Raw genomic sequence first — 19,973 nt, forward strand, 5'->3', positions numbered from 1 at the left:
CATATCATTTTGCGGACCGGCGTCCGATACCGCGCCGGAATCCTTTCCCGTCTGCGTTTTACCCTGCCGCAACGCTCATTTCGCCGTCCGCAGGGGAAGTACGATAACCGCTACGCGATCAGCTCGGCCGCAGTTCGACCCGCTTGATGTCTTTCACGATCACGAGATAGCTGAACACCGTGAGCAGGGCGTTGACGCCCACGAACACCAGCGCGCCGTTGAACGAGCCGGTCTTCGCCACGAGATAGCCGATCACGATCGGCGTCACGATACCGGCGACGTTGCCGAACATATTGAAGATCGCGCCCGAGAGACCGAGTGCTTCCCGCGGCGATGTATCGGCGACGACCGCCCAGCCGAGCGCGCCGATGCCTTTGCCGAAGAACGCAAGCGACATGAGCGCGACGACGACCCAGTCGGTGGACACGTAATTGCAGCCGATGATGCACACCGACAGCAGCATGCCCCCGACAATTGGCACCTTGCGCGCGACGGTCAGCGAATGACCGCGGCGGATCAGCCCGTCGGAGAGAATGCCGCCGAGCACACCGCCGGAGAATCCGCAGATCGCCGGCAGCGAGGCGACCAGGCCCGCTTGCAGAATCGTCATGCCGCGCGCCTGGACAAGGTAGATCGGAAACCACGTCAGGAAGAAGTAGGTCAGCACGTTGATGCAATACTGCGCGAGATAGACGCCGAGCAGCATGCGGTTGCTCAGCAGTTGGCGAACCAGAGACCAGCCGCCTGTGTTCTCGATCTTGCCGGCGGAGGGAGCTTTCTTCTGCCCGTTGACCACGCCGCCGCCTTGCTCGATGTACTCGAGTTCCGAACGCGACACGCGCGGATGATCGGCGGGGTTCTTCATCACCTTCAACCAGGTGAGCGCGAGGAGAAGCCCCATCCCGCCCATTACCACATAGACCATGTGCCAGCCGAACGCGTGGGTGAGCCACGCCATTAACGGCGTGAACACGACCGCCGCGAAGTATTGCGCCGAATTGAAAATGGCCGACGCCGTGCCGCGTTCGTTGGTCGGGAACCAGCTTGCCACCACCTTGGCATTGGCCGGAAACGCCGGTGATTCGGCCGCGCCCATTGCGAAGCGCAGCACGAACAGCGCGGTGACGGCCGCCGCTGCGCTGCCCAGCAAACCGATCGAGCTTTGCAGCAGGGTGAAGAGCGACCAGAAGAAAATACTCGCCGCGTAGACGCGCCGCGCGCCGAAGCGGTCCAGCAGCCAGCCGGCCGGCAGTTGCGACAGCACGTAGGCCCAACTGAACGCGGAGAAAATGTAGCCCATGCGGATCGCGTCGAAGCCGAACTCGGCGCGCATGGCCGAGCCAGTCACCGACAACGTGGCGCGGTCCGCGTAGTTGAAGGTGGTGATCAGAAAGATCAGCAGCAAAATTCCGTAGCGGACTCGGGTGCGCTTTGCGACATGGGCGGCACTCGCCGTGCGGCTCATTTCCATGGTCATCTCCTGAATTTCTTATGCGTGGGAGCGGGCTCCCAGGCGTCGTGGCGCAATGAGCGGCCACAGGCCTTTCGATACATGCTGGTGCGGCGCTACAAAAAACGCCCGGCGACGTTGCCGTCCCGGGCGCTCTTTGCGGTGCCGTCTACGCGGCCGTCGTTCGCACGGCCGCCGGGTGTCGATTGCTGCGATTGCGCCAGCCTGATTACTGCGGGCCGAGCGACTTGATGAGCGCGTCCAGCTTGCCCATTTCTTCTTCCGTCAGATCGGTCAGCGGTGCGCGGACCGGGCCGGCGCTGTGGCCGACCAGTTTCGCGCCGGCCTTGACGATGCTGACCGCGTAGCCTGCGCGGCGGTTGCGGATCGCCAGATACGGCAGGAAGAATTCGTCGATCAGCTTGCCGACGGTCGCGTGGTCGTCCGCGGCGATCGCGCGGTAGAAGTCCATCGCGGTCTTCGGAATGAAGTTGAACACCGCCGACGAGTACACCGGCACGCCCAGCGCCTTGTACGCCGCGGCATAGACTTCAGCGGTCGGCAGGCCGCCGAGATACGAGAAGCGCTCGCCGAGACGGCGGCGGATCGACACCATGTTCTCGATCTCGCCCACGCCGTCCTTGAAGCCGATCAGGTTCGGGCAGCGTTCGGCCAGACCTTCGAGCATATCGGCGTTAAGCTTGGAGTTCGCGCGGTTGTAGATGATCACGCCCATGTTCGGCACGGACTTGCAAACTTCTTCGGCGTGCGCGGCGATGCCTTCCTGGCAGGCTTCCGTCAGGTAATGCGGCATCAACAGAATGCCGTTCGCGCCATGACGCTCGGCTTCCTGTGCGTAGGCGATGGCGACGCGCGTCGGGCCGCCGGCGCCGGCCAGAATCGGCACCTTGCCTTTGCAGACTTCGGTGGCCGTTTTCACGACGTTCGAATAGTCGGTGTGCGTCAGCGAGAAGAACTCACCCGTGCCGCCGGCGACGAACAGCGCCGAAGCGCCGTAAGGCGCGAGCCATTCGAGGCGCTCAGCATAGGTATCGGCGCGGAAATCGCCTTGTTCGTCGAAGTCGGTGACCGGGAAGGACAGGAGGCCTTCGGAAACGATCTGCTTCAGTTCCTGCGGTGTCGTCATGATAAGTATCCAGAGCGTCGGAAAGGTTCGTGGAAGCTCAATTAAGTAGGAATTGAGATTTCTTATACGTCATCGTACAACAACAAATCGGCTAACTCAACGATGTTTTCACGGCATAATGCCTGCCCTAGGGTAAATACGGAACGTCCACGCAATCTTTCATGTTGTAGGATGACGTATGAATAGTTTGGCGCAGCAGGCATACGCCGCCATAAGGATCGAGGCAATGGAACAATCTCCGCTCTACATTCGCGTTCACCCCAACGACAACGTCGCGATCGTCGTCAACGACGGCGGTCTGGGTGAGGGCGCCGTCTTCCCCGATGGTCTGGCGCTGCGCGAGCGTGTACCACAGGGCCACAAGGTCGCGCTGGCCGACCTGGCCGAGGGCGACGAGGTCATCCGCTATAACGTGGTGATCGGCTATGCGCTGAAGGCGCTGCCGAAAGGCAGCTGGATCAACGAACACGTGATTCGCATGCCGAGCCCGCCGGGACTCGAGGATCTGCCGATCGCCACGATCAAGGCGCCGGAAATGCCGCCGCTCGAGGGCTACACGTTCGAGGGCTATCGCAACGCGGACGGCTCAGTCGGTTCGCGCAACATTCTCGCTATCACGACCACGGTGCAATGCGTGGCCGACGTGGTTCAACACGCGGTGGCGCGCATCAAGGCCGAGCTGCTGCCGAACTATCCGAATGTCGACGACGTGGTGAGCCTCGGCCACACCTACGGTTGCGGCGTCGCGATCGACGCGCCCGACGCGATGGTGCCGATCCGCACCGTGCGCAACATCAGCCTGAATCCGAATTTCGGCGGCGAGGTGATGATGGTCAGCCTCGGTTGCGAGAAGCTGCAGCCCGAGCGCCTGATGCCGCCCGGCACGATTCCGATCGCCGCGGCCGCGAACGTGGCCGAGGTCGCGGACATCGGCGATATCGAGGCGGATCTGAATGGCGACGTGGTCGTGCTGCAGGATGAATCGCACGTCGGCTTCCAGTCGATGATCGAGTCGATCATGCGAATGGCCGACGGTCATCTGAAGCGTTTGAACAATCGCCGCCGCGAGACGTGTCCCGCGTCTGATCTCGTGATCGGCGTGCAGTGCGGCGGCAGCGATGCGTTCTCCGGTCTCACCGCGAATCCCGCGGTGGGCTACGCGACCGATCTGCTGGTGCGAGCCGGCGCCACGGTCATGTTCTCCGAAGTTACCGAAGTGCGCGACGGCGTCGATCAACTGACGGCGCGCGCGGCCAACCCGGAGGTCGCCGCGGCGATCATCCGCGAAATGCAGTGGTACGACGATTATCTGAAGCGCGGCGGCGCGGACCGTAGCGCCAACACCACGCCGGGCAACAAGAAGGGCGGCTTGTCGAACATCGTCGAAAAGGCGATGGGCTCGATCATCAAGTCGGGCAACTCGGCGATTTCCGGCGTGCTGTCGCCGGGCGAGAAGGTCAAACAGAAAGGCCTGATTTACGCGGCCACGCCGGCTAGCGATTTCATTTGCGGTACGCTGCAGGTCGCGGCGGGTATCAACCTGCATGTGTTCACCACCGGCCGCGGCACGCCGTACAGCCTCGCCGAAGTGCCGGTCATCAAGGTCGCGACGCGCTCGGATCTGGCGCGCCGCTGGCATGACCTGATGGACATCAACGCCGGTACGATCGCGACCGGCGCGGCGACGATCGAAGAAGTGGGCTGGGAACTGTTCCGTCTGATGCTCGACGTCGCCAGCGGCCGCAAAGAGACTTGCGCGGAAAAGCTCAAGCTCCACAATGCGTTGACGCTGTTCAATCCGGCGCCGGTGACCTGACTGATCCGGCTAGGTTGCGCGATCCGATCACACTTACACCAATAGAACATGACTGACTCGAACCTTGACCGCGGCGCGGCACAGAAACCCTTCCGCCGTCTGCTGCTCACCGGTGCGGCGGGCAACCTCGGCAAGCAATTGCGCGGCGCGCTCGCCGCGTGGGCCGATATCGTGCGCGTCACGGATATCGCGCCGCTCGGCGACGTGGCGGCACATGAAGAAGCCTCGATCGTCGATATCGCCGACGAAGCCGCGGTTCACGCGCTGCTCGAAGGCGTGGACGCGGTCGTTCACCTCGGCGGCATTTCCGTCGAAGCGCCGTTCGAAGATCTGCTCGAAGCGAATATCCGCGGCCTGTACAACCTCTATTCGGCGGCGCAGAAGCAGGGCGTGAAGCGCATCGTGTATGCGAGCTCGAATCACGCGGTGGGTTTTCATCCGGTAACGGAGGTGGTCGATATCGACGCGCCGCTGCGTCCAGATAGCCTGTACGGCGTGACGAAGTGCTTCGGCGAATCGCTGTCGCGTTACTACTTCGATCGCTTCGGTCTGGAAACGGTGTGTCTGCGGATCGGCTCATCGTTCGAGCAGCCGAAGAATCCACGCATGCTCGTGACCTATCTGAGCTTTCGCGACCTCATCGAACTGGTGCGCTGCTCGCTGTTCACCAACCGCGTGGGTCACGCGATCGTCTACGGTGTGTCGGATAACCGGACCAAGTGGGTGGACAACACCAAGGCCGCGTTCCTCGGTTTTCGTCCGCAGGACAGTTCGGTGGAATTCGAGCATCTGTTTCCGGTCACGGCGCCCACTGCCGATCTCGACGACCCGACGCAGCGTTTCCAGGGCGGCCCGTTCGTGCTCGCCGGTCCGATGGAGCCGAAGCGGTGAGCGCCGCGGCGAACCCGCGCGTGGAGCGGGTCGAGGCGGGGGGCCAAGCGCCGGCTTCCGTCGGCGAGAGTCCGGTGTGGCGTGCTAACGAGCAAGCGCTGTACTGGGTGGATATTCCGGCGCGGAAGATCGCGCGCTTGCGGATCGATTCAGGCGAGCGCTCGGAATGGCTGCTGCCGGAGAAAGTCGCGTGCATCGCGTTCGATCATCGCGGTACGGTGCTGGCCGGCTGCGAGACTGGGCTGTTCGCGGTCTCGCTGACTGAGTCTTCGGCCAACGGCGAACCCATGCAGGTGACAGGGCGCAAGCTCGCCGCACCGGTCTTCGCTTGCGACGACATGCGTTTCAACGACGGCCGTTGCGACCGGCAAGGACGCTTCTGGGCCGGCACGATGGTGCAGGACATGGCGGCGGCCAAGCCGGCCGGTGCGTTGTATCGATTCGATGAACGTGGCGTGCTGTCCGTGCCGGTCGTCGAAGGACTCATCACGCAGAACGGCCTCGCGTGGTCGCCGGATGGCACGACGATGTATCTGTCGGACTCGCACCCGTTGCGCAGGCAAATATGGGCATTCGATTACGACATCGAAACTGGCGAGCCGCGCAACCGCCGCGTGTTTGCCGACCTGAATCACCATGCGGGCCGTCCCGATGGCGCCGCGGTGGACGCCGACGGCTGCTACTGGATCTGTGCGAACGACGCGGGCCTGCTGCTGCGCTTCACACCCGCAGGCAAGCTGGACCGGCGGATTGCGGTGCCGGCCATCAAGCCGGCCATGTGCGCATTCGGCGGGCGCGGTCTGGATACGCTGTTCGTCACGTCGATTCGTCCCGCTGCGAACGCGAGCGAGCACGACGGCCATCTGTTCGCCGTGCGTGCTGGCGTAACCGGGCTGCCCGAGCCGGAGTTCGCCGGCGAACTGTAAGCGGAGCCTGTACGAGAAGGGCGCCGGACATGTCACGCATGTCCGGCGCCTTTTTTGTCTGCCCGATATTCATAGGTCATCGTACAACGTTGTGGCGTAAAGACTACGGTAGTGTCACATTTCTTTTACGAAAAGCCGGCCGTCCAGCGCTTATGGTTTCGCCCCGTCAGCACCGTTCCTGCTGGCGCGGGGGCTTGCCGGATGATCCATCGGTCATGTGTGCCGGATGCCTTCGTGGTGCGGGTAAATACCGTCTGTACAACTCAAACTACGTTTTATAGACTTCATATGTCGTCGTACAACGTATGAGCCCAAACGAATTCCTTTCTTGGTAGTTCGAATTTTTCGGTTTGGACGAGACGCAGGCCGATGCAGTTGAAGCAAAAGTAAAAGAGTCGAGTTGGCTGACAGGAGTGCTGAGCATCTGCGCCGGGGACGTTGCACAGACCAGCATGGCAACGCGTGAGTGACCGCAAGCGGTGGCGAGCGCCGAGCCGGGAGACGCAGCAAACCATGTCGCATCCGCGGGTAGCACCCGCAAGCGGGCCTTCCGCAATCGATTGGATGGTCAATTTTTCAAGGAATTTCACGATGAACAAGAAGTTTGCCTCTTCCCGTGTTTCGCTGATCGTCGCAGCTTCGGTGCTGGCGTTCAGCACCGTGTCGGCACAAGCGCGTGTGTTCCGCGTGTCCGACGTGCATGGCGACACCTATCCGACCAACATGGCCGTGAAATACATGGGGGAAGAGATCAACAAGGCAACCGGCGGCAAAGATTCCGTGAAGGTCTTCGGCAATAGCGCGCTGGGTTCCGAAAACGACACGATCGATCAGGTGCGCATCGGCGCGCTGGACATGGCGCGCGCCAACGGTGCCGCGTTCAACGAGATCGTGCCCGAATCGATGATCCCGTCGCTGCCGTTCCTGTTCCGCGACATCGACCATTTCCGCAAAGTGATGTACGGCCCGGAAGGCCAGAAGATTCTCGACGCCTTCAAGGCGAAGGGCATGATCGCGCTGACGTTCTACGAGAGCGGCGCGCGTTCCATCTACACCAAGAAGCCGATTCACACGCCGGCTGATATGAAGGGCCTCAAGGTTCGCGTGCAGCCGTCCGATCTGATGGTCGACGAAATCCGCGCAATGGGCGGCACGCCCACGCCGATGCCGTTCGCCGAAGTCTATACGGGCCTGAAAACGGGTCTGGTGGATGCCGCTGAAAACAACCTGCCGTCGTACGAAGAAACCAAGCACTTCGAAGTCGCGCCGGTCTACTCCGAAACCCAGCACTCGATGACGCCGGAAGTGCTGGTGTTCTCGAAAAAAGTGTGGGACACGCTGACGCCGCAAGAGCAGGAGATCATCAAGAAGGCCGCGGCGGACTCGGTGCCGTACTACCAGAAGCTGTGGACCGCGCGCGAAGCCGACGCGAGCAAGACGGTCACGAAGGGCGGCGCGACCATCGTCGCTTCGACGCAGATCGATCGTGCCGCGTTCGTCAAGGCGATGCAGCCGGTGTGGGCAAAGTACGAAAAGACCCCGCAAATGAAGCAACTCGTCGACGAGATCCAAGCAGTCAAATAAGGTTCGCCTGAACGGAAGCTATCCAGCGGTGAAGGCGTGAAGGGCCTGCGAGAAGATTTCGCAGGCCTTGCCGCTGTGCGCTTTCTGAACAGAAAAGTCGAGCAGATTGCTGAATATTAAAGAAAAAGACAGGTCGGTCGAATGCAAGGACGGGTCCAATGAGATTCATGAAGCGCCCAAATGATTTTCTATTCCGTGCGCTGGTTATCGTGGCGTCGCTGAGTCTCGCCGTGCTGAGCCTGCTGGTGATCTACAGCGTCGTGATGCGCTACGTCTTCAGCGATGCACCGGATTTCGTCGAGCCCATCGCGCTTCTGCTGGTGATCGTGATCGCCATGTTCGGCGCCGCGCTCAAGGTGCGCGAAGGCGGCCATATTGGTCTCGATTCGCTCGTGAAGAAATTGCCGCCGAAAGGGCAGCTCATCGCCACGTCGTTTCAGCATATTTGCCTGATCGTGTTTGCGGTGATGGTTTTCTTCGGCTGTCTGCAGATGGTCGAGGCTACCGCTGAAGACCGGATTCCCATTATCGGTTTGCCCGAATCGTTGCGTTACTGCATTCCGGTTATTGCCAGCGTCTGCATTGCAATGTTCTCGATTGAGAACCTGCTCGCGCTTTTCGCACAGAAACAAAAATAGAGCAATCATGGAACTTGCCATCCTCTCCGTCAGTTTTCTAGTTTTCCTCCTTCTCGGCGTTCCTGTTTCTTTCGGGCTCGGGCTCGCGTGTGTCCTGACTTATCTATACGAAGGGTTGCCGGCGGCCACCGCCATGCAGTCGATGATTTCGGGCATCAACGGCTTCTCGTTTCTCGCGGTGCCGTTCTTCATTCTGTCCGGTGAGCTGATGCTGCACGGTGGCATCGCGGACCGCATCCTGCGTTTCGCGCAAGCCACGGTCGGGCATTTCCGCGGTGGCCTCGGCATGGCCAACGTGGTTGCGTGCACGCTGTTCGGCGGCGTCTCCGGTTCGCCCTCGGCGGATACGTCGGCCATGGGCGGTGTGGTGATTCCGTTGATGAAGCGTGAAGGCTATAGCGCGGCCTACGCGGTCAACGTGACGACTCACTCGTCGCTGGCGGGCGCGCTGATGCCGACGTCGACCAACATGATCATCTATGCATTCGCGGCCCAAGGCATCACCGGCACGTTGAATGGACATCCCATGAGCGGTGTGTCGATCGGCGATCTGTTGTTTTCCGGTCTGCTGCCGGTGTTGTGGGTGATGGGTTTCGTGCTGATCGCCGCATACTGGCAAGCAGTCAAATACGGTTATCCGCGTCGCGCCGACGGTTCGACGGAGTTGCAGAAATTCCCCGGCTGGTACGCCGTGGCCCGCACGTTCCTCGGTGCGTTGCCCGGCTTGATGGTGATCGCGATCATTCTGGTTTGCGTGGCGAAGGGCATTGCTACAGCGACGGAAGCCGCCGCTATCGCCGTGTTCTATTCGCTGGTGCTGACAATCGTCGTGTATCGCTCCATGACGATGAAGAAGCTGTTCCACGCGCTCTCCAAGGCGGCCAAAACCACCGGCGTGGTGCTGCTGCTGATCGGCGTGTCGAACATGCTGCGTTATCAGATGGCTTATCTGGAGATTCCGGATGCGATCGAACACATGCTCGACGGCGCGACCAGCCTGCCGTGGCTGATGCTGTTGTACATCAACCTGATCCAGATCTTCCTCGGCACGTTCGTCGACATGGCGGCGCACATCCTGATCACCACGCCGCTGTTCCTGCCGATGGCGATGCACGCCGGCGTCGGCCCCGTGCAGTTCGGGATCATGATCCTGCTGAATTGCGCATTGGGCCTGGTGCATCCGCCGATCGGCTCGGTGCAATTTATCGGGTGCGCGATTGGCAATGTGTCGATTGGTGAAACTACCAAGGTGGCGTGGCCTTATTACCTGGCTATCTTCAGCGCGATCAACATCGTGACTTACGTACCGATGTTCTCGACATGGTTGCCCAGCCTGATCAATGGTCACCCGGTATTTTGAAATCCCTTAGTGAACACCGGGGCATTCGAACAATATCCACACTCGGCGGCACTTGAAGCGTGCCGCAGTCAAAGAATAATTTTTTAAAGAGGAGCAGAAATGAAAAAGGCATTGGCAACTTCGGCGCTTGGCTTGGTCGCCCTCGGCGCGCACGCTCAGAGCAGCGTGACGCTGTACGGGATCGTCGATACGGGTATCGGCTATCAGAGCAGCCAGACGACGCTCGGTTCGACCAGCGGCGGCCGTTCGAACGTGAAGATGATCAACGGCATCTGGGCTGGCAGCCGTTTCGGCCTGAAGGGCGCCGAGGACCTGGGCGGCGGCACGAAGGCGATCTTCCAGTTGGAAGAGGGCTTTAACAGCGCCACCGGCGCGCAGTCGGTCTCCGGCCTCGGGTTCAATCGCCAGGCTTATGTCGGCGTGACGAATGCGAGCTACGGTACCTTCACAGCCGGCCGCCAATATACGTCGTACTATACGATGCTCTCGCCGTACAGCCCGACCACGTGGCTGACGGGCGCATACGGCGCGCACCCGGGCGATATCGACTCTCTCGACACGGTGTATCGCGTCAACAACTCGCTGGTGTACACGTCGCCGAGCCTGTATGGCCTGACGGCGAGCGGCTCGTATGCGCTGGGTGGCGTGCCGGGCAGCTTCAACGCCGGTTCGACGTGGAGCGCGGCGTTGCAGTACCTGAACGGTCCGTTCGGCATCGCGGCGGGCTTCCAGCGCATCAACAACTCGACGTCGGGTGGCGGCGCATGGGGCGCTGACTCCACGACGTCGAACAACGGCGCCCAAGCGGGTGTGTCGGCCATCAACAATGGCTATCAGCGCGCCCAGGCACAGCAGCGCGTGGCGGTGACGGGCGGCTATGCCTTTTCCCAGCAGTGGGACGTGTCGTTCTCGTACTCGAACGTGCAATACATTCCGGGTATCAATTCGCCGTTCCACACCACGGCGATCTTCAACACGGGCGGCGCCGTGCTGCACTTCAAGCCTTTGACGGCACTCGACCTGGCTGCGGGCTACAGCTACACGCGTGCTACCAAAGCGAATGGCATCACGAGCTCGGCCAGCTATCAGCAGTTCAACCTCTCGCAGTACTACAGCCTCTCCAAGCGCACCGGCCTGTATGCGCTCGAGGCGTATCAACGCGCAGGCGGTCAGACCCTGGGCACGAACGGCGTGAGCATCATCAACGCGACGGCCAGTGTCGGCGACGGCCAGAACGGCGCGCCGTCCTCGTCACGCAGCCAGTTTGCTGCCGGTGTGGGCATCATCCACAAGTTCTGATGGTGTAAGTTCGTGGCGGTGTGTTGTTACACCGCCACGGCGACGCGTTTAAATTACGCTTCGCCGAGCATCACCAGCTGCGCGCGCAAGGCGCGCAGCATCTCTGGCACCCGGTCCTCGAGCATTGCGCGAGCCGGCCCGATTAGCGCGATCAGCCAGATAAACGTTATCACCGCCAAATCGGCAATCTTCGCGTCCGCAGCCGTTTTCAGCATCGCCATGGTGGCAGCGCGCATGCTTCGCGACGCCGCTCGCGCCATTTCCGTTGTATTCAGTTCGGCGGCGATCGCCTACAAAAGGCCGCTTCGAGCAGCGGCCGCAGGCAGGCAAGCCGCGCGTTTCACGCGCTCACGCGTCGGACCACAAACGCCCGGCCGTTGCCCAGTTTTCGCGTTTCACGTCGGTCAGAATAATATCCACCGAGTTCGGTTCGACTCCTAGCGACTCGCATGTCGCCCTGGTGATGGCTTCGACGAACTGGCGTTTCTGTTCCACCGAGCGGCCTTCGAAGAGTTCGATATGAAACGTGGGCATGGTGTGACTCCGTTAAGCATGAGAGTGGGGTTGAAATGAGCGCGGCGCAATTTCAATCACGATAGCTGGTATCGAGGCGGTCGAGTTTGCGCAGCAAGGCGGGCCATTCGAGCGCACCCTCAATGGCGCCGCCATCGTACAGTTGTTCCGCCGTGCGTGCGGCGACCGCATCGCCCGGCACCACGAGTTGCGCGCCGCACGCCTGGGCCTGTAACTGGATCTCGCACGCCTTGAGCAGCGTTGCCATCAGCACATAGGCTTCGGCAACCGTGCGGCCCGTGGTCAGCGTGCCGTGATTGCGCAACAGCATGGCGGGCTTGTCGGCGAGATGCGCGACGAGGCGCTCGCCTTCCGCCGGCGAAAACGCGAGGCCTTCGTAATCGTGGTACGCGAGTTGGCCGTAAAAGCGCAGCGCGTGTTGCGAGGCGGGCAGCAGGCCGGCCGGCTGCGCGGAGACCGCCACGCCCGCCGTATTGTGCAGATGCATCACGCAGAAAGCGTCGGCGCGTGCCGCGTGGACCGCCGCGTGCAGCGCGAAGCCGGTCGCATTCACCGCATGTTCGCTCGCGCCGACAACGTTACCCGCGATATCGATCTTCACGAGATTCGAGGCGCGCACTTCATCGAAGGCGAGGCCGAACGGGTTGATCAGAAAGTGGCCGGGCTCGCCCGGAACACTTGCCGAGATATGCGTGTAGATCAGATCGTCCCAATCGTTGAGCGCCACGAGCCGGTAGGCTGCGGCCAGGTCGACGCGGGTCTGGCGCTCCGCGTCGGACAATGGCCCTGTCTCCGCGACGTGGCCGGCAGGGGTGTGAGTGAACGACATATCAGTCTCCTGAATCCGGAAATTGCTCGATCGCCACAACGCGTGCGTGCGCGTGGCGCTTGGCGAGACTTCGTGGCCTGACTAGCTCGCGCTCCTGGCCGGAACCGGTGTCGTCGCGCGGCGTGTGGTGTCCACAGGTTGTGCTGGTTCGACGGTGGCCACGCCATGCGCCGGGCGCTGTGTGAGCCACTGCACGCTCCACGTCGCGAGGACGAAGGGCGCGGTCATGACCGGCCAGCCGAAGTATGCCGCCGCCGCTTGCAGCACGCTCGACAAGGCCACGCCGCCGAGCATCGTGACGAGGCGGCAGTCCGCTAGCGCGAGCGCGGTCAGCACGCCGTTGAATCCTAACAGGCCGGAGTCGAACGACGCCATCGTTGCGCCGGGCAGCAGGTGCGCGGCGCTGGCGAGCGCCGCGCCGATCAGCGCCCGCAGCGCATGCCTGCGCGACGCCGCCGCAATCCCGAGCAACACGAGCAAACCGGGCAACGCGTCCGACGCAAAACCGGTTTGCGCGAAACCGGCGAGCAAGCCGCCGCCCCATTGCGTCACGCTCGTCACGTGCGCCGGGCTTGCGGTGACCGGCGGCGCATTGACGGTGATCATCGGCAGCCAAAGCCACGTGACGATCAGGCACGGGCTCGAGAAAAACCCCAGTCCGCGCTCACGCAGCCAGCGCGACCACGGCGCTAACAGCCACGCCGTGCAGGTGGCGGCGAGAATCGCCACCGCGCCCGCTGTCGCATTGTCGGCGATGAAGTTGAAGGCGGCCAGCCCCGCCAGCGCGCCGTTGAAACCGTGCAGCCCGGCGCGCGTATCGTCCTCGCGGTAGCCGGCCAATACCGCGCTCACATTGGCCGCGACCGCGCCCATCAGCGCCGCGCAGGCGAGGCGCGGGTCGTAGAGCAGCCATGCGGCGAGCAGGCACGCGCCAGTGAAGGCGTTCGGTTGCAGCACGATCTGGCCGAGGCTGCGCAACAACGTGCGCAAGGCGGCGGATCGAGCTTCGGTAGCGACGGGGTGCATGATGGGAAGGCAGTGTGTCTTCAATGTTGCGCAATTCCGCTGTCCGGGCGTCGGGCGCGCGTCGGGGTCGGAGGACTGCGAACCGCGAGCATAGGCCAGCCACGCCGCGCTGGGCATCGCGTGCGTTGATAGTGGCTATTTGCGATACCTGCTCGCCATACCATGCGTCGCCGAAACGAAAGTTTTCGCGCTACGATATGAAGAACCCGGCGCGGCCCGGCAGAACCCGGTCGCGCCGTCCAAAGAGGAGGCAGGCAGATGCGTGAATTACGGTGGGCATCGGAAGAGGGCGACGGCATCGAACATCTGGCGTTCGACGCGCACGAGGACGGCTTCGCGGTGGAAAGCGTCGTGGTCGGTCAGCGTTACGGAAAGTCGTATGGCCTGCATTACAAGGTGCGCTGCGACTCGCACTGGCGCACACACTACGCGTGGCTGAAGATCGTCGGCGGCGGCGAGCTGGAGTTGCATGGCGATGGCGCCGGCCATTGGCACGATGGACACGGCCTCGCGCTGAGCGCGATCGAGGGCTGCGTCGACATTGACATTGCCGCCACGCCGTTCACCAACACGCTGCCAATCCGTCGCTTGCAACTGGCCGAAGGCGAGCGTCAACCCATTTCGGTGGCGTATATATCGACGCCCGATTTGCACGTTACCCGTGTCGAACAGGCGTACTCATGCATCGAGTCGCATCGCGAGTATCGCTACGAGGGCATCTTCCGCAACTTCACGGCAGATATGAAGGTCGACGACGACGGCCTCGTGATCGATTATCCGACGCTCTTCACACGCCTGCCGCGCGGGCGTTGAGTGTAGACGGCGCGGCCCAGCCGCCATGGTCCCCGCGATGCCGCTCCACGAAGCGTTCGATACTTGCCGCGATCCGTTCGGGTTCGCGCAGCACGACCCAATGGCCGGCATCGATCTCATTGCGCTCATACGCGCCAAGCCAGCCCTCCAGCCCAAGCGAGAGCGCCGGGCCGACGTAGCGGTCACGCAGCGGCACGATGAATTGCACCGGCGCGTGAGCATGACGCGCGCGCGGGCGCAGCAGCTTGTCGATGAAATTGGCGCGGTACAGATTCAGGCCGTTGAGCGCGTTGCGCAGCCGCGCCGGATCGGGCGTGGGACGCACGTGTTCCGTCACGCGCAGCCACAACGGCCACAGGCGTGCGGCGCCTACGCGCCACACGAGTTCGGGCAACCATGGCAAATGAAAGAAGAAAATGTACCAGGACTTGAGCGTTTGCCGGACGCCGCTGCCGAACGGGCGTTTCGTTGTCGGCTGTACGGCTCGAGCGGCGCCGTCGCGCTCGCTCTCGCCGCGTAAGCCGGAAGACGCGTGATCGAGACACGGCCCTGAGATCGACGTGTACGAAGCAATGCGGCCTTTGAACGCCGGGTCGGTCACCGCTTCCCAGCTTTGAATCGAGCCCCAGTCGTGGCCGACGAGGTGGAACGGCCGCGCGCCGCAGGTTGCGTGGGCGACCGCCGCAAGGTCGGCGGCGAGGCGTTCGAGCCGGTACGCGTGGCGCGTGGCCGGCGCTTCGGAGGCGCCGGCGCCGCGCACGTCGTAGGCAATCACACGGTAGCGCGTGTCCAGATGCGCGCGCACCGGTTCCCACACGGCGGCCGAGTCGGGATAACCGTGCACCAGCACGATTGGCGGCGCGTCGCGCGGTCCGCTCACGTACACCGTGAGCCGCACGTCGCCGGCCTCGACCGACAGCGTGTCGCGTATCACGCGGCCGCCTGCACACCGCGCCGCGCGGCCTTGCGCGCGCTCGGCGTGAGCGCATTGGCGGCATCGACCGCGGCGACGAGACCCTCGATGCGGGCCAGTTGCACACGGTTGTCGTGATCCCACGGATGGAAGCCGGGCCGGAAAAAACTCAGCCATTCGCCTGCGATGCGCGGAAACACACCATGACGCGGGCCATACAGATACTTCACGACGCGCCACATGCCGCGTAGATGACCGCCGCGTTTGCGGTCGGCGATGAGCAACCGCACGTGGTAGTCGAACACGATCAGCCAGAACGTCAGCGTCGTGGCGAGCATGGTGCCGGTGCGCAGCAGATAGCGGCCGAGCCCGGGTTTGAGCACGGCGTTCCATACGTCGTAGGAAACGGACTTGTGCTCGGTTTCCTCGAGCGCATGCCAGGTCCACATCTGCGTATAGCCTTCCACCGAACCGCCGATGCGCGACGCGTCTTCCAGCAGCAGGCCGGCCAGCATCGCCGTGTAGTGTTCGAGGCAGACGGTGACGGCGAGCTGGTAAGAATGCGGCAGGACTTTGCGGCCGAAGTTGAGAATCGCCCACAGCCGTTTGTCGAGCTTGTGCGCGGGCAGGCCGGCTGCCTGCAGCAGATCGTTGTATTCGACATGCTCGCGCGTATGCATGGCTTCCTGGCCGATGAAGCCGAGCACCTGCTTCTTCAGCACAGGGTCGTCGATCTGATCGCGGTAGTTGCGCACGCTGTCCATGAAAAAACGCTCGCCGGCCGGAAACAGCAGCGAAAGCGCGTTGAAGAAGTGTGTCACATGCGAGCCCTGCACGTGCCAATCGCAGGCACGTGCAGGCGGCAGATTGAAACGGAGGTCGCGGCGAATCGGCATCATGGCCTTTCTCCTTGTGATTCTCGATGAATTGCTGATCGTGATCGAATGACGTACGTGGCGCCCGGCAAAGAAGTCCGGCGCATCAGGCGCGCTTGCCGTCCATCTGAGCGGCGCGCCGCGCGCGTTTCTCGGCGATGCGTTTCATGCGGCGCGTTTGCATCACCACGAGTGCCTGATAGGCGGCCGGCAGCGTGCGCGCCAGCCAGTCGGCGGCTCGCGCGTCGCGTCCGATCAGCACACGCCGCTTGTTTCTGCGCACGCCGTCGAGAATCACGCGCGCGGCTTCGTCGGCGCTGGTGATGAAAAACTTTTCGAAGTCGTCCTTGCCTTGCTGTTCGGTTTCCAGCATGAAGCCGACCATGTTTGTCGCGATGCGGCTCGATTGCGCGATGCTCGTGCGGATGCCGCCCGGATGCACGCAGGTCGCCGAGACGCCGCATTTCATCAGGTCGAGTTCCTGGCGCAGCGCTTCGGTAAAGCCGCGCACGGCGAATTTGGTCGCGTTGTACCCGCTCATGCCGGGCTGCGAAAACAACCCGAACACGCTCGACGTATTGACAATATGGCCGTCACCGGAGGCCTTGATGTACGGCAGAAACGCTTTCGTGCCGTGCACCACGCCCCAGAAGTTGATACCGACGATCCACTCCAGATCCGTGTAATCCATCCCTTCGATCGTGCTCGACAGCGCAACGCCCGCGTTGTTGAACACGAGATTGACGCCCTGATGCTGCGCGGCCGTTTCGGCGGCCCAATCGAACATCGCGGCGCGCTCGGCAACATCGAGCACGCGGGTGGTGATGCGCAACGGCGAACCGACGACCCGCGGTGCCGCGGCCTGCGCAAGCTGTGCGGTTTCGGCGAGGCTCGCGGCATTGCGGTCGGCGAGCGCGAGGTGGCAGCCTTCGCGCGCTAGTTGAATCGCGAGCGAGCGGCCCATGCCCGAGCCTGCGCCGGTGATCGCGGCGACTTTGTCGGTAAAGTTTTTCATTGGTTTATCTCCGGTTCTCCCTGAACGGTGCCTTTTTCGTTGTCGTTGTCTTTATGTGTCGTCAGGCTGCTTCCACAGGCGCTGAAGCAGCGCCGCCATGAGCATGCGTGCCGTGCGGTGAACCCGGCGGCACGCTCGCCACATGCGGTGCGGGCGAATACGCGAGGTAATCGGCCATGCTGAAGGTGCTGGTGGCCTGGCGGAATTTGTAGGCAAATCCCGGCCACAGCGTCGTGTTCTTGCCGGTCGACGGATCGAGATACCAGCTCTTGCAGCCACCCGTGGACCAGATCGCGCGGCCGAGCTTCTGCTGGATCTGCTCGTTGTACGCGCGCTCCACTTGCGGACGTACTTCGATGGCGTCGGCGCGTTCAGCATGCATCGTCTTCAGCGCGCGCAGGATGTACTCGACCTGCGACTCGATCATGAACACCATCGAGTTGTGGCCGAGACCCGTGTTCGGTCCAACCACCATGAAGAAGTTTGGATAACCAGGCAATGTCGTACCAAGGTAAGCATGCGCGCCGTCGCGCCACGTATCGACGATATCGACGCCGCCGCGCCCGCGCACCACGCCGCGCGGAAACGGGTCGGCCACCTGGAAACCGGTGCCGAAGATCAGGCAGTCGGCGCGATGACGCGCGCCGTCGGTGGTGACAACGGCGTCTTTCTCGATGCGCGCGATGCCGGTGGTCGTCACCGAAACGTTCTGGCGCGACAGGGCGGGGAAGTAGTCGTTCGAAATCAGCACGCGCTTGCAGCCCATTGTGTAATTGGGCGTGAGCGCGGCGCGCAATTGCGGATCGCGCACCTGACGGCGCAGATGCCGCTCCGCGGCTTTCTGCGCGGTTTTCATCAGCGACGGATGAATCGCGAAACCCAAGGCGCGCGATTCGAGCATGCAGTAGAGTGCCGAGCGCATGATCTTCTGCGTGAACGGCAGGTGTTTGAACAGCCATTGCTCCAGCGGTCTGACGGCACGGTCGGCCTTCGGCATGATCCACGGCGGCGTGCGCTGGAACAGGTCGAGATGCGCGACGCGCGGCGCGATCTGCGGAACGAACTGGATCGCGCTCGCACCCGTGCCGATCACGGCGACGCGTTTGCCTTCGAGCGAATAGCTGTGATCCCACTGCTGCGAGTGGAAGGTCTTGCCCCTGAATTTTTCGAGGCCGGGAATGTTCGGCACGGCCGCGCGCGACAGGCCGCCCATAGCCGAAATCAGCACGCGCGCCGACCATTGCCGGCCGTTCGCAAAGGTCAGTTGCCAGCGGTGGCGCGCTTCGTCGTAGATCGCGCTGGCCAGTTCATGGCCGAAACGCAGATGCCGCTCGACGCCGAAGCGCTGCGTGCAGTCTTCGAGGTAAGCGCGGATTTCCGGCTGGCGCGCGAACATGCGGGTCCAGCGCGGATTCGGGGCAAAGGAGAACGAGTAGACGTGGGATTGGACGTCGCACGCGCAACCGGGGTAATGGTTGTCGCGCCACGTGCCGCCGACCGAATTGGCCTTTTCGGCGACCATGAAGTCCGTGACGCCGGACTGGCGCAGGCGGATTGCCATGCCGAGGCCCGCGAATCCGGTCCCGATGATGGCGATGTCGGTCTCGATAGGCGCTGACGCTTCGGGCGCCGCGGCGTCGTGGGGCATCGTGCGTGCGTTCATCCGATCCGTCTCCTTTTACCTTCTTAACTGTTACATTGGTTGATGTAACAATAGAGGCTGGTAACGGATGACGCAAGCCGGCGGTTAGACGCCCGCCTCTAGGCGCGGAGACCAGCCGCCGGGCTACTTTGCGGCCAGCGCCGACGTGATTTCGTGGTTTTGCCAGACGCTGTCTTTGACGATGATCTTCGCCGGGATCAGATTGGCGCCGTAGAACGCATCGGCGACGATCTGCTGCGAACGCACGATCTCGTCCGTGACGGCGGTGGTGCCATACGGATAGCGGCGCACCCATGTTTCGACCAGCTTCTGATCGAGACCGACCTTCGGCGCGATCAGTGCGGCGGTTTCCACCGGGTGCGCGTTGACCCACAGCCCGGCGGTGCGCAATTGTCCGAGAATCGCGCCGATCACGTCGGGATGCTGCTGCGCGAAGTCGCGCGTCGCTTCATAGAAGTTGTACGGGGCGTTGAGTTCGGTGTAGTCGGCCAGCGTGCGCGCTTTCAACGCCTGCTGCGCGGACGCGTAGTACGGATCCCAGATCACCCATGCATCGACGCTGCCGCTTTCGAAGGCGGCGCGCGCGTCGGCGGGGGGCAGATACACCGGGCGAATATCCTCGTAGCGCATGCCTGCTTTCTTGAGCGCTTCGAGTATCAGATAGTTGGAGCTCGAGCCTTTTTGCAGTGCGACGCGTTTGCCTTTCAGATCGGCCGCGCTATGCAGCGGCGAGTCGCCTTTGACGAGGATCGCCTCGGCGTGGCGTCCCGAAGGCTCGGCGCCGACGTACACGAAGCGCACGCCGGCGGCTTGAGCAAACACCGGCGGCGGCGCGCCCGTGTAGCCGAAGTCGATGCTGTTCGCGTTCAACGCTTCGAGCAGCTGCGGTCCAGCGGGGAATTCGAACCACTTGATGCTGTAGCCGAGCGGTTTGAGTTTTTCGTCGAGCGAGCCTTGCGCCTTGAGAATCGCGAGCAGGCCTGATTTCTGATAGCCGATGCGCAGTACCTTGGCCGGCACGCTGCCGTTGCCGCCGGTCTGCGCGGTGGCGTTCAAGGTGGTGAAGGCCGCGAGCAAGGCGGCGGCGAGTTGAAGCGAATAACGGGCGTGACGGACCATCCTGCGAATCTCCATGGCGTTCGATTGGTGTGGCCGCCGCGGGTTGTCTGCAGGCATCGTTCGGTCCGCTAAAAG

At 62.8% G+C, this 19,973-nt stretch carries 19 protein-coding genes; 8 read left to right on the top strand and 11 right to left on the bottom strand.

Annotated features, from left to right (window positions below):
- Window positions 1-118: 118 nt before the first annotated feature.
- The gene (locus tag B0G71_RS22010) at window positions 119-1,471 is read right to left on the bottom strand and encodes an MFS transporter (protein WP_116144125.1); all 1,353 of its coding nucleotides are present in this window, start codon (window positions 1,469-1,471) and stop codon (window positions 119-121) included.
- A gap of 208 nt (window positions 1,472-1,679) precedes the next feature.
- A complete protein-coding gene (gene kdgD / locus B0G71_RS22015; protein ID WP_116144127.1) occupies window positions 1,680-2,597 on the bottom strand; it encodes a 5-dehydro-4-deoxyglucarate dehydratase in 918 nt (305 codons plus the stop codon).
- 226 nt (window positions 2,598-2,823) lie between these two features.
- Between kdgD and garD the strand changes: the two genes are divergently transcribed.
- The 7 genes from garD (at window position 2,824) to B0G71_RS22050 (ending at window position 11,111) form a co-directional block, all read left to right on the top strand.
- A complete protein-coding gene (gene garD, locus B0G71_RS22020) occupies window positions 2,824-4,413 on the top strand; it encodes a galactarate dehydratase (protein ID WP_106280585.1) in 1,590 nt (529 codons plus the stop codon).
- Window positions 4,414-4,461: 48 nt separating this feature from the next.
- Window positions 4,462-5,304: an NAD(P)-dependent oxidoreductase gene (locus tag B0G71_RS22025; RefSeq protein ID WP_116121301.1), complete on the top strand. Its 843-nt coding sequence runs from the start codon at window positions 4,462-4,464 to the stop codon at window positions 5,302-5,304.
- A complete protein-coding gene (locus tag B0G71_RS22030; RefSeq protein WP_116144129.1) occupies window positions 5,301-6,230 on the top strand; it encodes an SMP-30/gluconolactonase/LRE family protein in 930 nt (309 codons plus the stop codon). The genes B0G71_RS22025 and B0G71_RS22030 overlap by 4 nt, the downstream gene beginning before the upstream one ends.
- A 591-nt stretch (window positions 6,231-6,821) precedes the next feature.
- Entirely contained in the window at window positions 6,822-7,814 is a 993-nt protein-coding gene (locus tag B0G71_RS22035; protein ID WP_116144131.1) for a TRAP transporter substrate-binding protein, read from the top strand.
- Window positions 7,815-7,972: 158 nt separating this feature from the next.
- Window positions 7,973-8,452, top strand: a complete 480-nt coding sequence (locus B0G71_RS22040; RefSeq protein WP_116144133.1) for a TRAP transporter small permease — start codon at window positions 7,973-7,975, stop codon at window positions 8,450-8,452.
- 7 nt (window positions 8,453-8,459) lie between these two features.
- Entirely contained in the window at window positions 8,460-9,812 is a 1,353-nt protein-coding gene (locus tag B0G71_RS22045; RefSeq protein WP_012426747.1) for a TRAP transporter large permease, read from the top strand.
- Between the two features lie 99 nt (window positions 9,813-9,911).
- A complete protein-coding gene (locus tag B0G71_RS22050; RefSeq protein WP_116144135.1) occupies window positions 9,912-11,111 on the top strand; it encodes a porin in 1,200 nt (399 codons plus the stop codon).
- A gap of 53 nt (window positions 11,112-11,164) precedes the next feature.
- Here B0G71_RS22050 and B0G71_RS22055 read toward each other — a convergent pair whose 3' ends face one another.
- The 4 genes from B0G71_RS22055 to B0G71_RS22070 form a co-directional block, all read right to left on the bottom strand.
- Complete coding sequence (locus B0G71_RS22055; RefSeq protein WP_116144137.1) at window positions 11,165-11,347, bottom strand: hypothetical protein; 183 nt, start codon at window positions 11,345-11,347, stop codon at window positions 11,165-11,167.
- 112 nt (window positions 11,348-11,459) lie between these two features.
- Window positions 11,460-11,645, bottom strand: a complete 186-nt coding sequence (locus B0G71_RS22060; protein ID WP_116144139.1) for a 4-oxalocrotonate tautomerase — start codon at window positions 11,643-11,645, stop codon at window positions 11,460-11,462.
- A gap of 52 nt (window positions 11,646-11,697) precedes the next feature.
- On the bottom strand, window positions 11,698-12,474 hold the full coding sequence (locus B0G71_RS22065) for a class II aldolase/adducin family protein (protein ID WP_116144141.1): 777 nt from the start codon (window positions 12,472-12,474) through the stop codon (window positions 11,698-11,700).
- 81 nt (window positions 12,475-12,555) lie between these two features.
- Window positions 12,556-13,500, bottom strand: a complete 945-nt coding sequence (locus tag B0G71_RS22070) for an urea transporter (RefSeq protein WP_116144143.1) — start codon at window positions 13,498-13,500, stop codon at window positions 12,556-12,558.
- Window positions 13,501-13,758: 258 nt separating this feature from the next.
- On the opposite strand from B0G71_RS22070, the gene B0G71_RS22075 reads away from it, so the two are divergent.
- Complete coding sequence (locus B0G71_RS22075; protein WP_116144145.1) at window positions 13,759-14,313, top strand: putative glycolipid-binding domain-containing protein; 555 nt, start codon at window positions 13,759-13,761, stop codon at window positions 14,311-14,313.
- Here the strand turns inward: B0G71_RS22075 and B0G71_RS22080 are convergent.
- The 5 genes from B0G71_RS22080 to B0G71_RS22100 all read right to left on the bottom strand — a co-directional run bounded on the left by B0G71_RS22080 (window position 14,288) and on the right by B0G71_RS22100 (window position 19,898).
- A complete protein-coding gene (locus B0G71_RS22080; protein WP_116144147.1) occupies window positions 14,288-15,247 on the bottom strand; it encodes an alpha/beta fold hydrolase in 960 nt (319 codons plus the stop codon). The genes B0G71_RS22075 and B0G71_RS22080 overlap by 26 nt on opposite strands.
- The gene (locus tag B0G71_RS22085) at window positions 15,244-16,125 is read right to left on the bottom strand and encodes a metal-dependent hydrolase (RefSeq protein ID WP_116144149.1); all 882 of its coding nucleotides are present in this window, start codon (window positions 16,123-16,125) and stop codon (window positions 15,244-15,246) included. Before B0G71_RS22085 ends, B0G71_RS22080 begins: the two co-directional genes overlap by 4 nt.
- 82 nt (window positions 16,126-16,207) lie before the next feature.
- Window positions 16,208-17,116 (bottom strand): SDR family oxidoreductase, encoded by a 909-nt coding sequence (locus tag B0G71_RS22090; RefSeq protein ID WP_116144151.1) that lies wholly within the window; start codon window positions 17,114-17,116, stop codon window positions 16,208-16,210.
- Between the two features lie 61 nt (window positions 17,117-17,177).
- Window positions 17,178-18,779 carry an NAD(P)/FAD-dependent oxidoreductase gene (locus B0G71_RS22095; RefSeq protein ID WP_116144153.1) on the bottom strand — a complete coding sequence of 534 codons (1,602 nt, stop codon included), beginning with the start codon at window positions 18,777-18,779 and terminating at the stop codon, window positions 17,178-17,180.
- Between the two features lie 123 nt (window positions 18,780-18,902).
- Complete coding sequence (locus B0G71_RS22100; protein ID WP_116144155.1) at window positions 18,903-19,898, bottom strand: sulfonate ABC transporter substrate-binding protein; 996 nt, start codon at window positions 19,896-19,898, stop codon at window positions 18,903-18,905.
- Between the last annotated feature and the right edge of the window lie 75 nt (window positions 19,899-19,973).

This window comes from Paraburkholderia sp. BL27I4N3, assembly GCF_003386115.1.
In the GTDB taxonomy this organism is placed as follows: domain Bacteria; phylum Pseudomonadota; class Gammaproteobacteria; order Burkholderiales; family Burkholderiaceae; genus Paraburkholderia.

Bases quoted from the DNA above. Each gene is read 5' to 3' on its own strand.
- B0G71_RS22010 (WP_116144125.1), bottom strand. From the start codon at position 1,471: ATGGAAATGAGCCGCACGGCGAGTGCCGCCCATGTCGCAAAGCGCACC.
- kdgD (WP_116144127.1), bottom strand. From the start codon at position 2,597: ATGACGACACCGCAGGAACTGAAGCAGATCGTTTCCGAAGGCCTCCTG.
- garD (WP_106280585.1), top strand. From the start codon at position 2,824: ATGGAACAATCTCCGCTCTACATTCGCGTTCACCCCAACGACAACGTC.
- B0G71_RS22025 (WP_116121301.1), top strand. From the start codon at position 4,462: ATGACTGACTCGAACCTTGACCGCGGCGCGGCACAGAAACCCTTCCGC.
- B0G71_RS22035 (WP_116144131.1), top strand. From the start codon at position 6,822: ATGAACAAGAAGTTTGCCTCTTCCCGTGTTTCGCTGATCGTCGCAGCT.
- B0G71_RS22040 (WP_116144133.1), top strand. From the start codon at position 7,973: ATGAGATTCATGAAGCGCCCAAATGATTTTCTATTCCGTGCGCTGGTT.
- B0G71_RS22045 (WP_012426747.1), top strand. From the start codon at position 8,460: ATGGAACTTGCCATCCTCTCCGTCAGTTTTCTAGTTTTCCTCCTTCTC.
- B0G71_RS22050 (WP_116144135.1), top strand. From the start codon at position 9,912: ATGAAAAAGGCATTGGCAACTTCGGCGCTTGGCTTGGTCGCCCTCGGC.
- B0G71_RS22055 (WP_116144137.1), bottom strand. From the start codon at position 11,347: ATGCGCGCTGCCACCATGGCGATGCTGAAAACGGCTGCGGACGCGAAG.
- B0G71_RS22060 (WP_116144139.1), bottom strand. From the start codon at position 11,645: ATGCCCACGTTTCATATCGAACTCTTCGAAGGCCGCTCGGTGGAACAG.
- B0G71_RS22065 (WP_116144141.1), bottom strand. From the start codon at position 12,474: ATGTCGTTCACTCACACCCCTGCCGGCCACGTCGCGGAGACAGGGCCA.
- B0G71_RS22070 (WP_116144143.1), bottom strand. From the start codon at position 13,500: ATGCACCCCGTCGCTACCGAAGCTCGATCCGCCGCCTTGCGCACGTTG.
- B0G71_RS22075 (WP_116144145.1), top strand. From the start codon at position 13,759: ATGCGTGAATTACGGTGGGCATCGGAAGAGGGCGACGGCATCGAACAT.
- B0G71_RS22085 (WP_116144149.1), bottom strand. From the start codon at position 16,125: ATGATGCCGATTCGCCGCGACCTCCGTTTCAATCTGCCGCCTGCACGT.
- B0G71_RS22090 (WP_116144151.1), bottom strand. From the start codon at position 17,116: ATGAAAAACTTTACCGACAAAGTCGCCGCGATCACCGGCGCAGGCTCG.
- B0G71_RS22095 (WP_116144153.1), bottom strand. From the start codon at position 18,779: ATGAACGCACGCACGATGCCCCACGACGCCGCGGCGCCCGAAGCGTCA.
- B0G71_RS22100 (WP_116144155.1), bottom strand. From the start codon at position 19,898: ATGGTCCGTCACGCCCGTTATTCGCTTCAACTCGCCGCCGCCTTGCTC.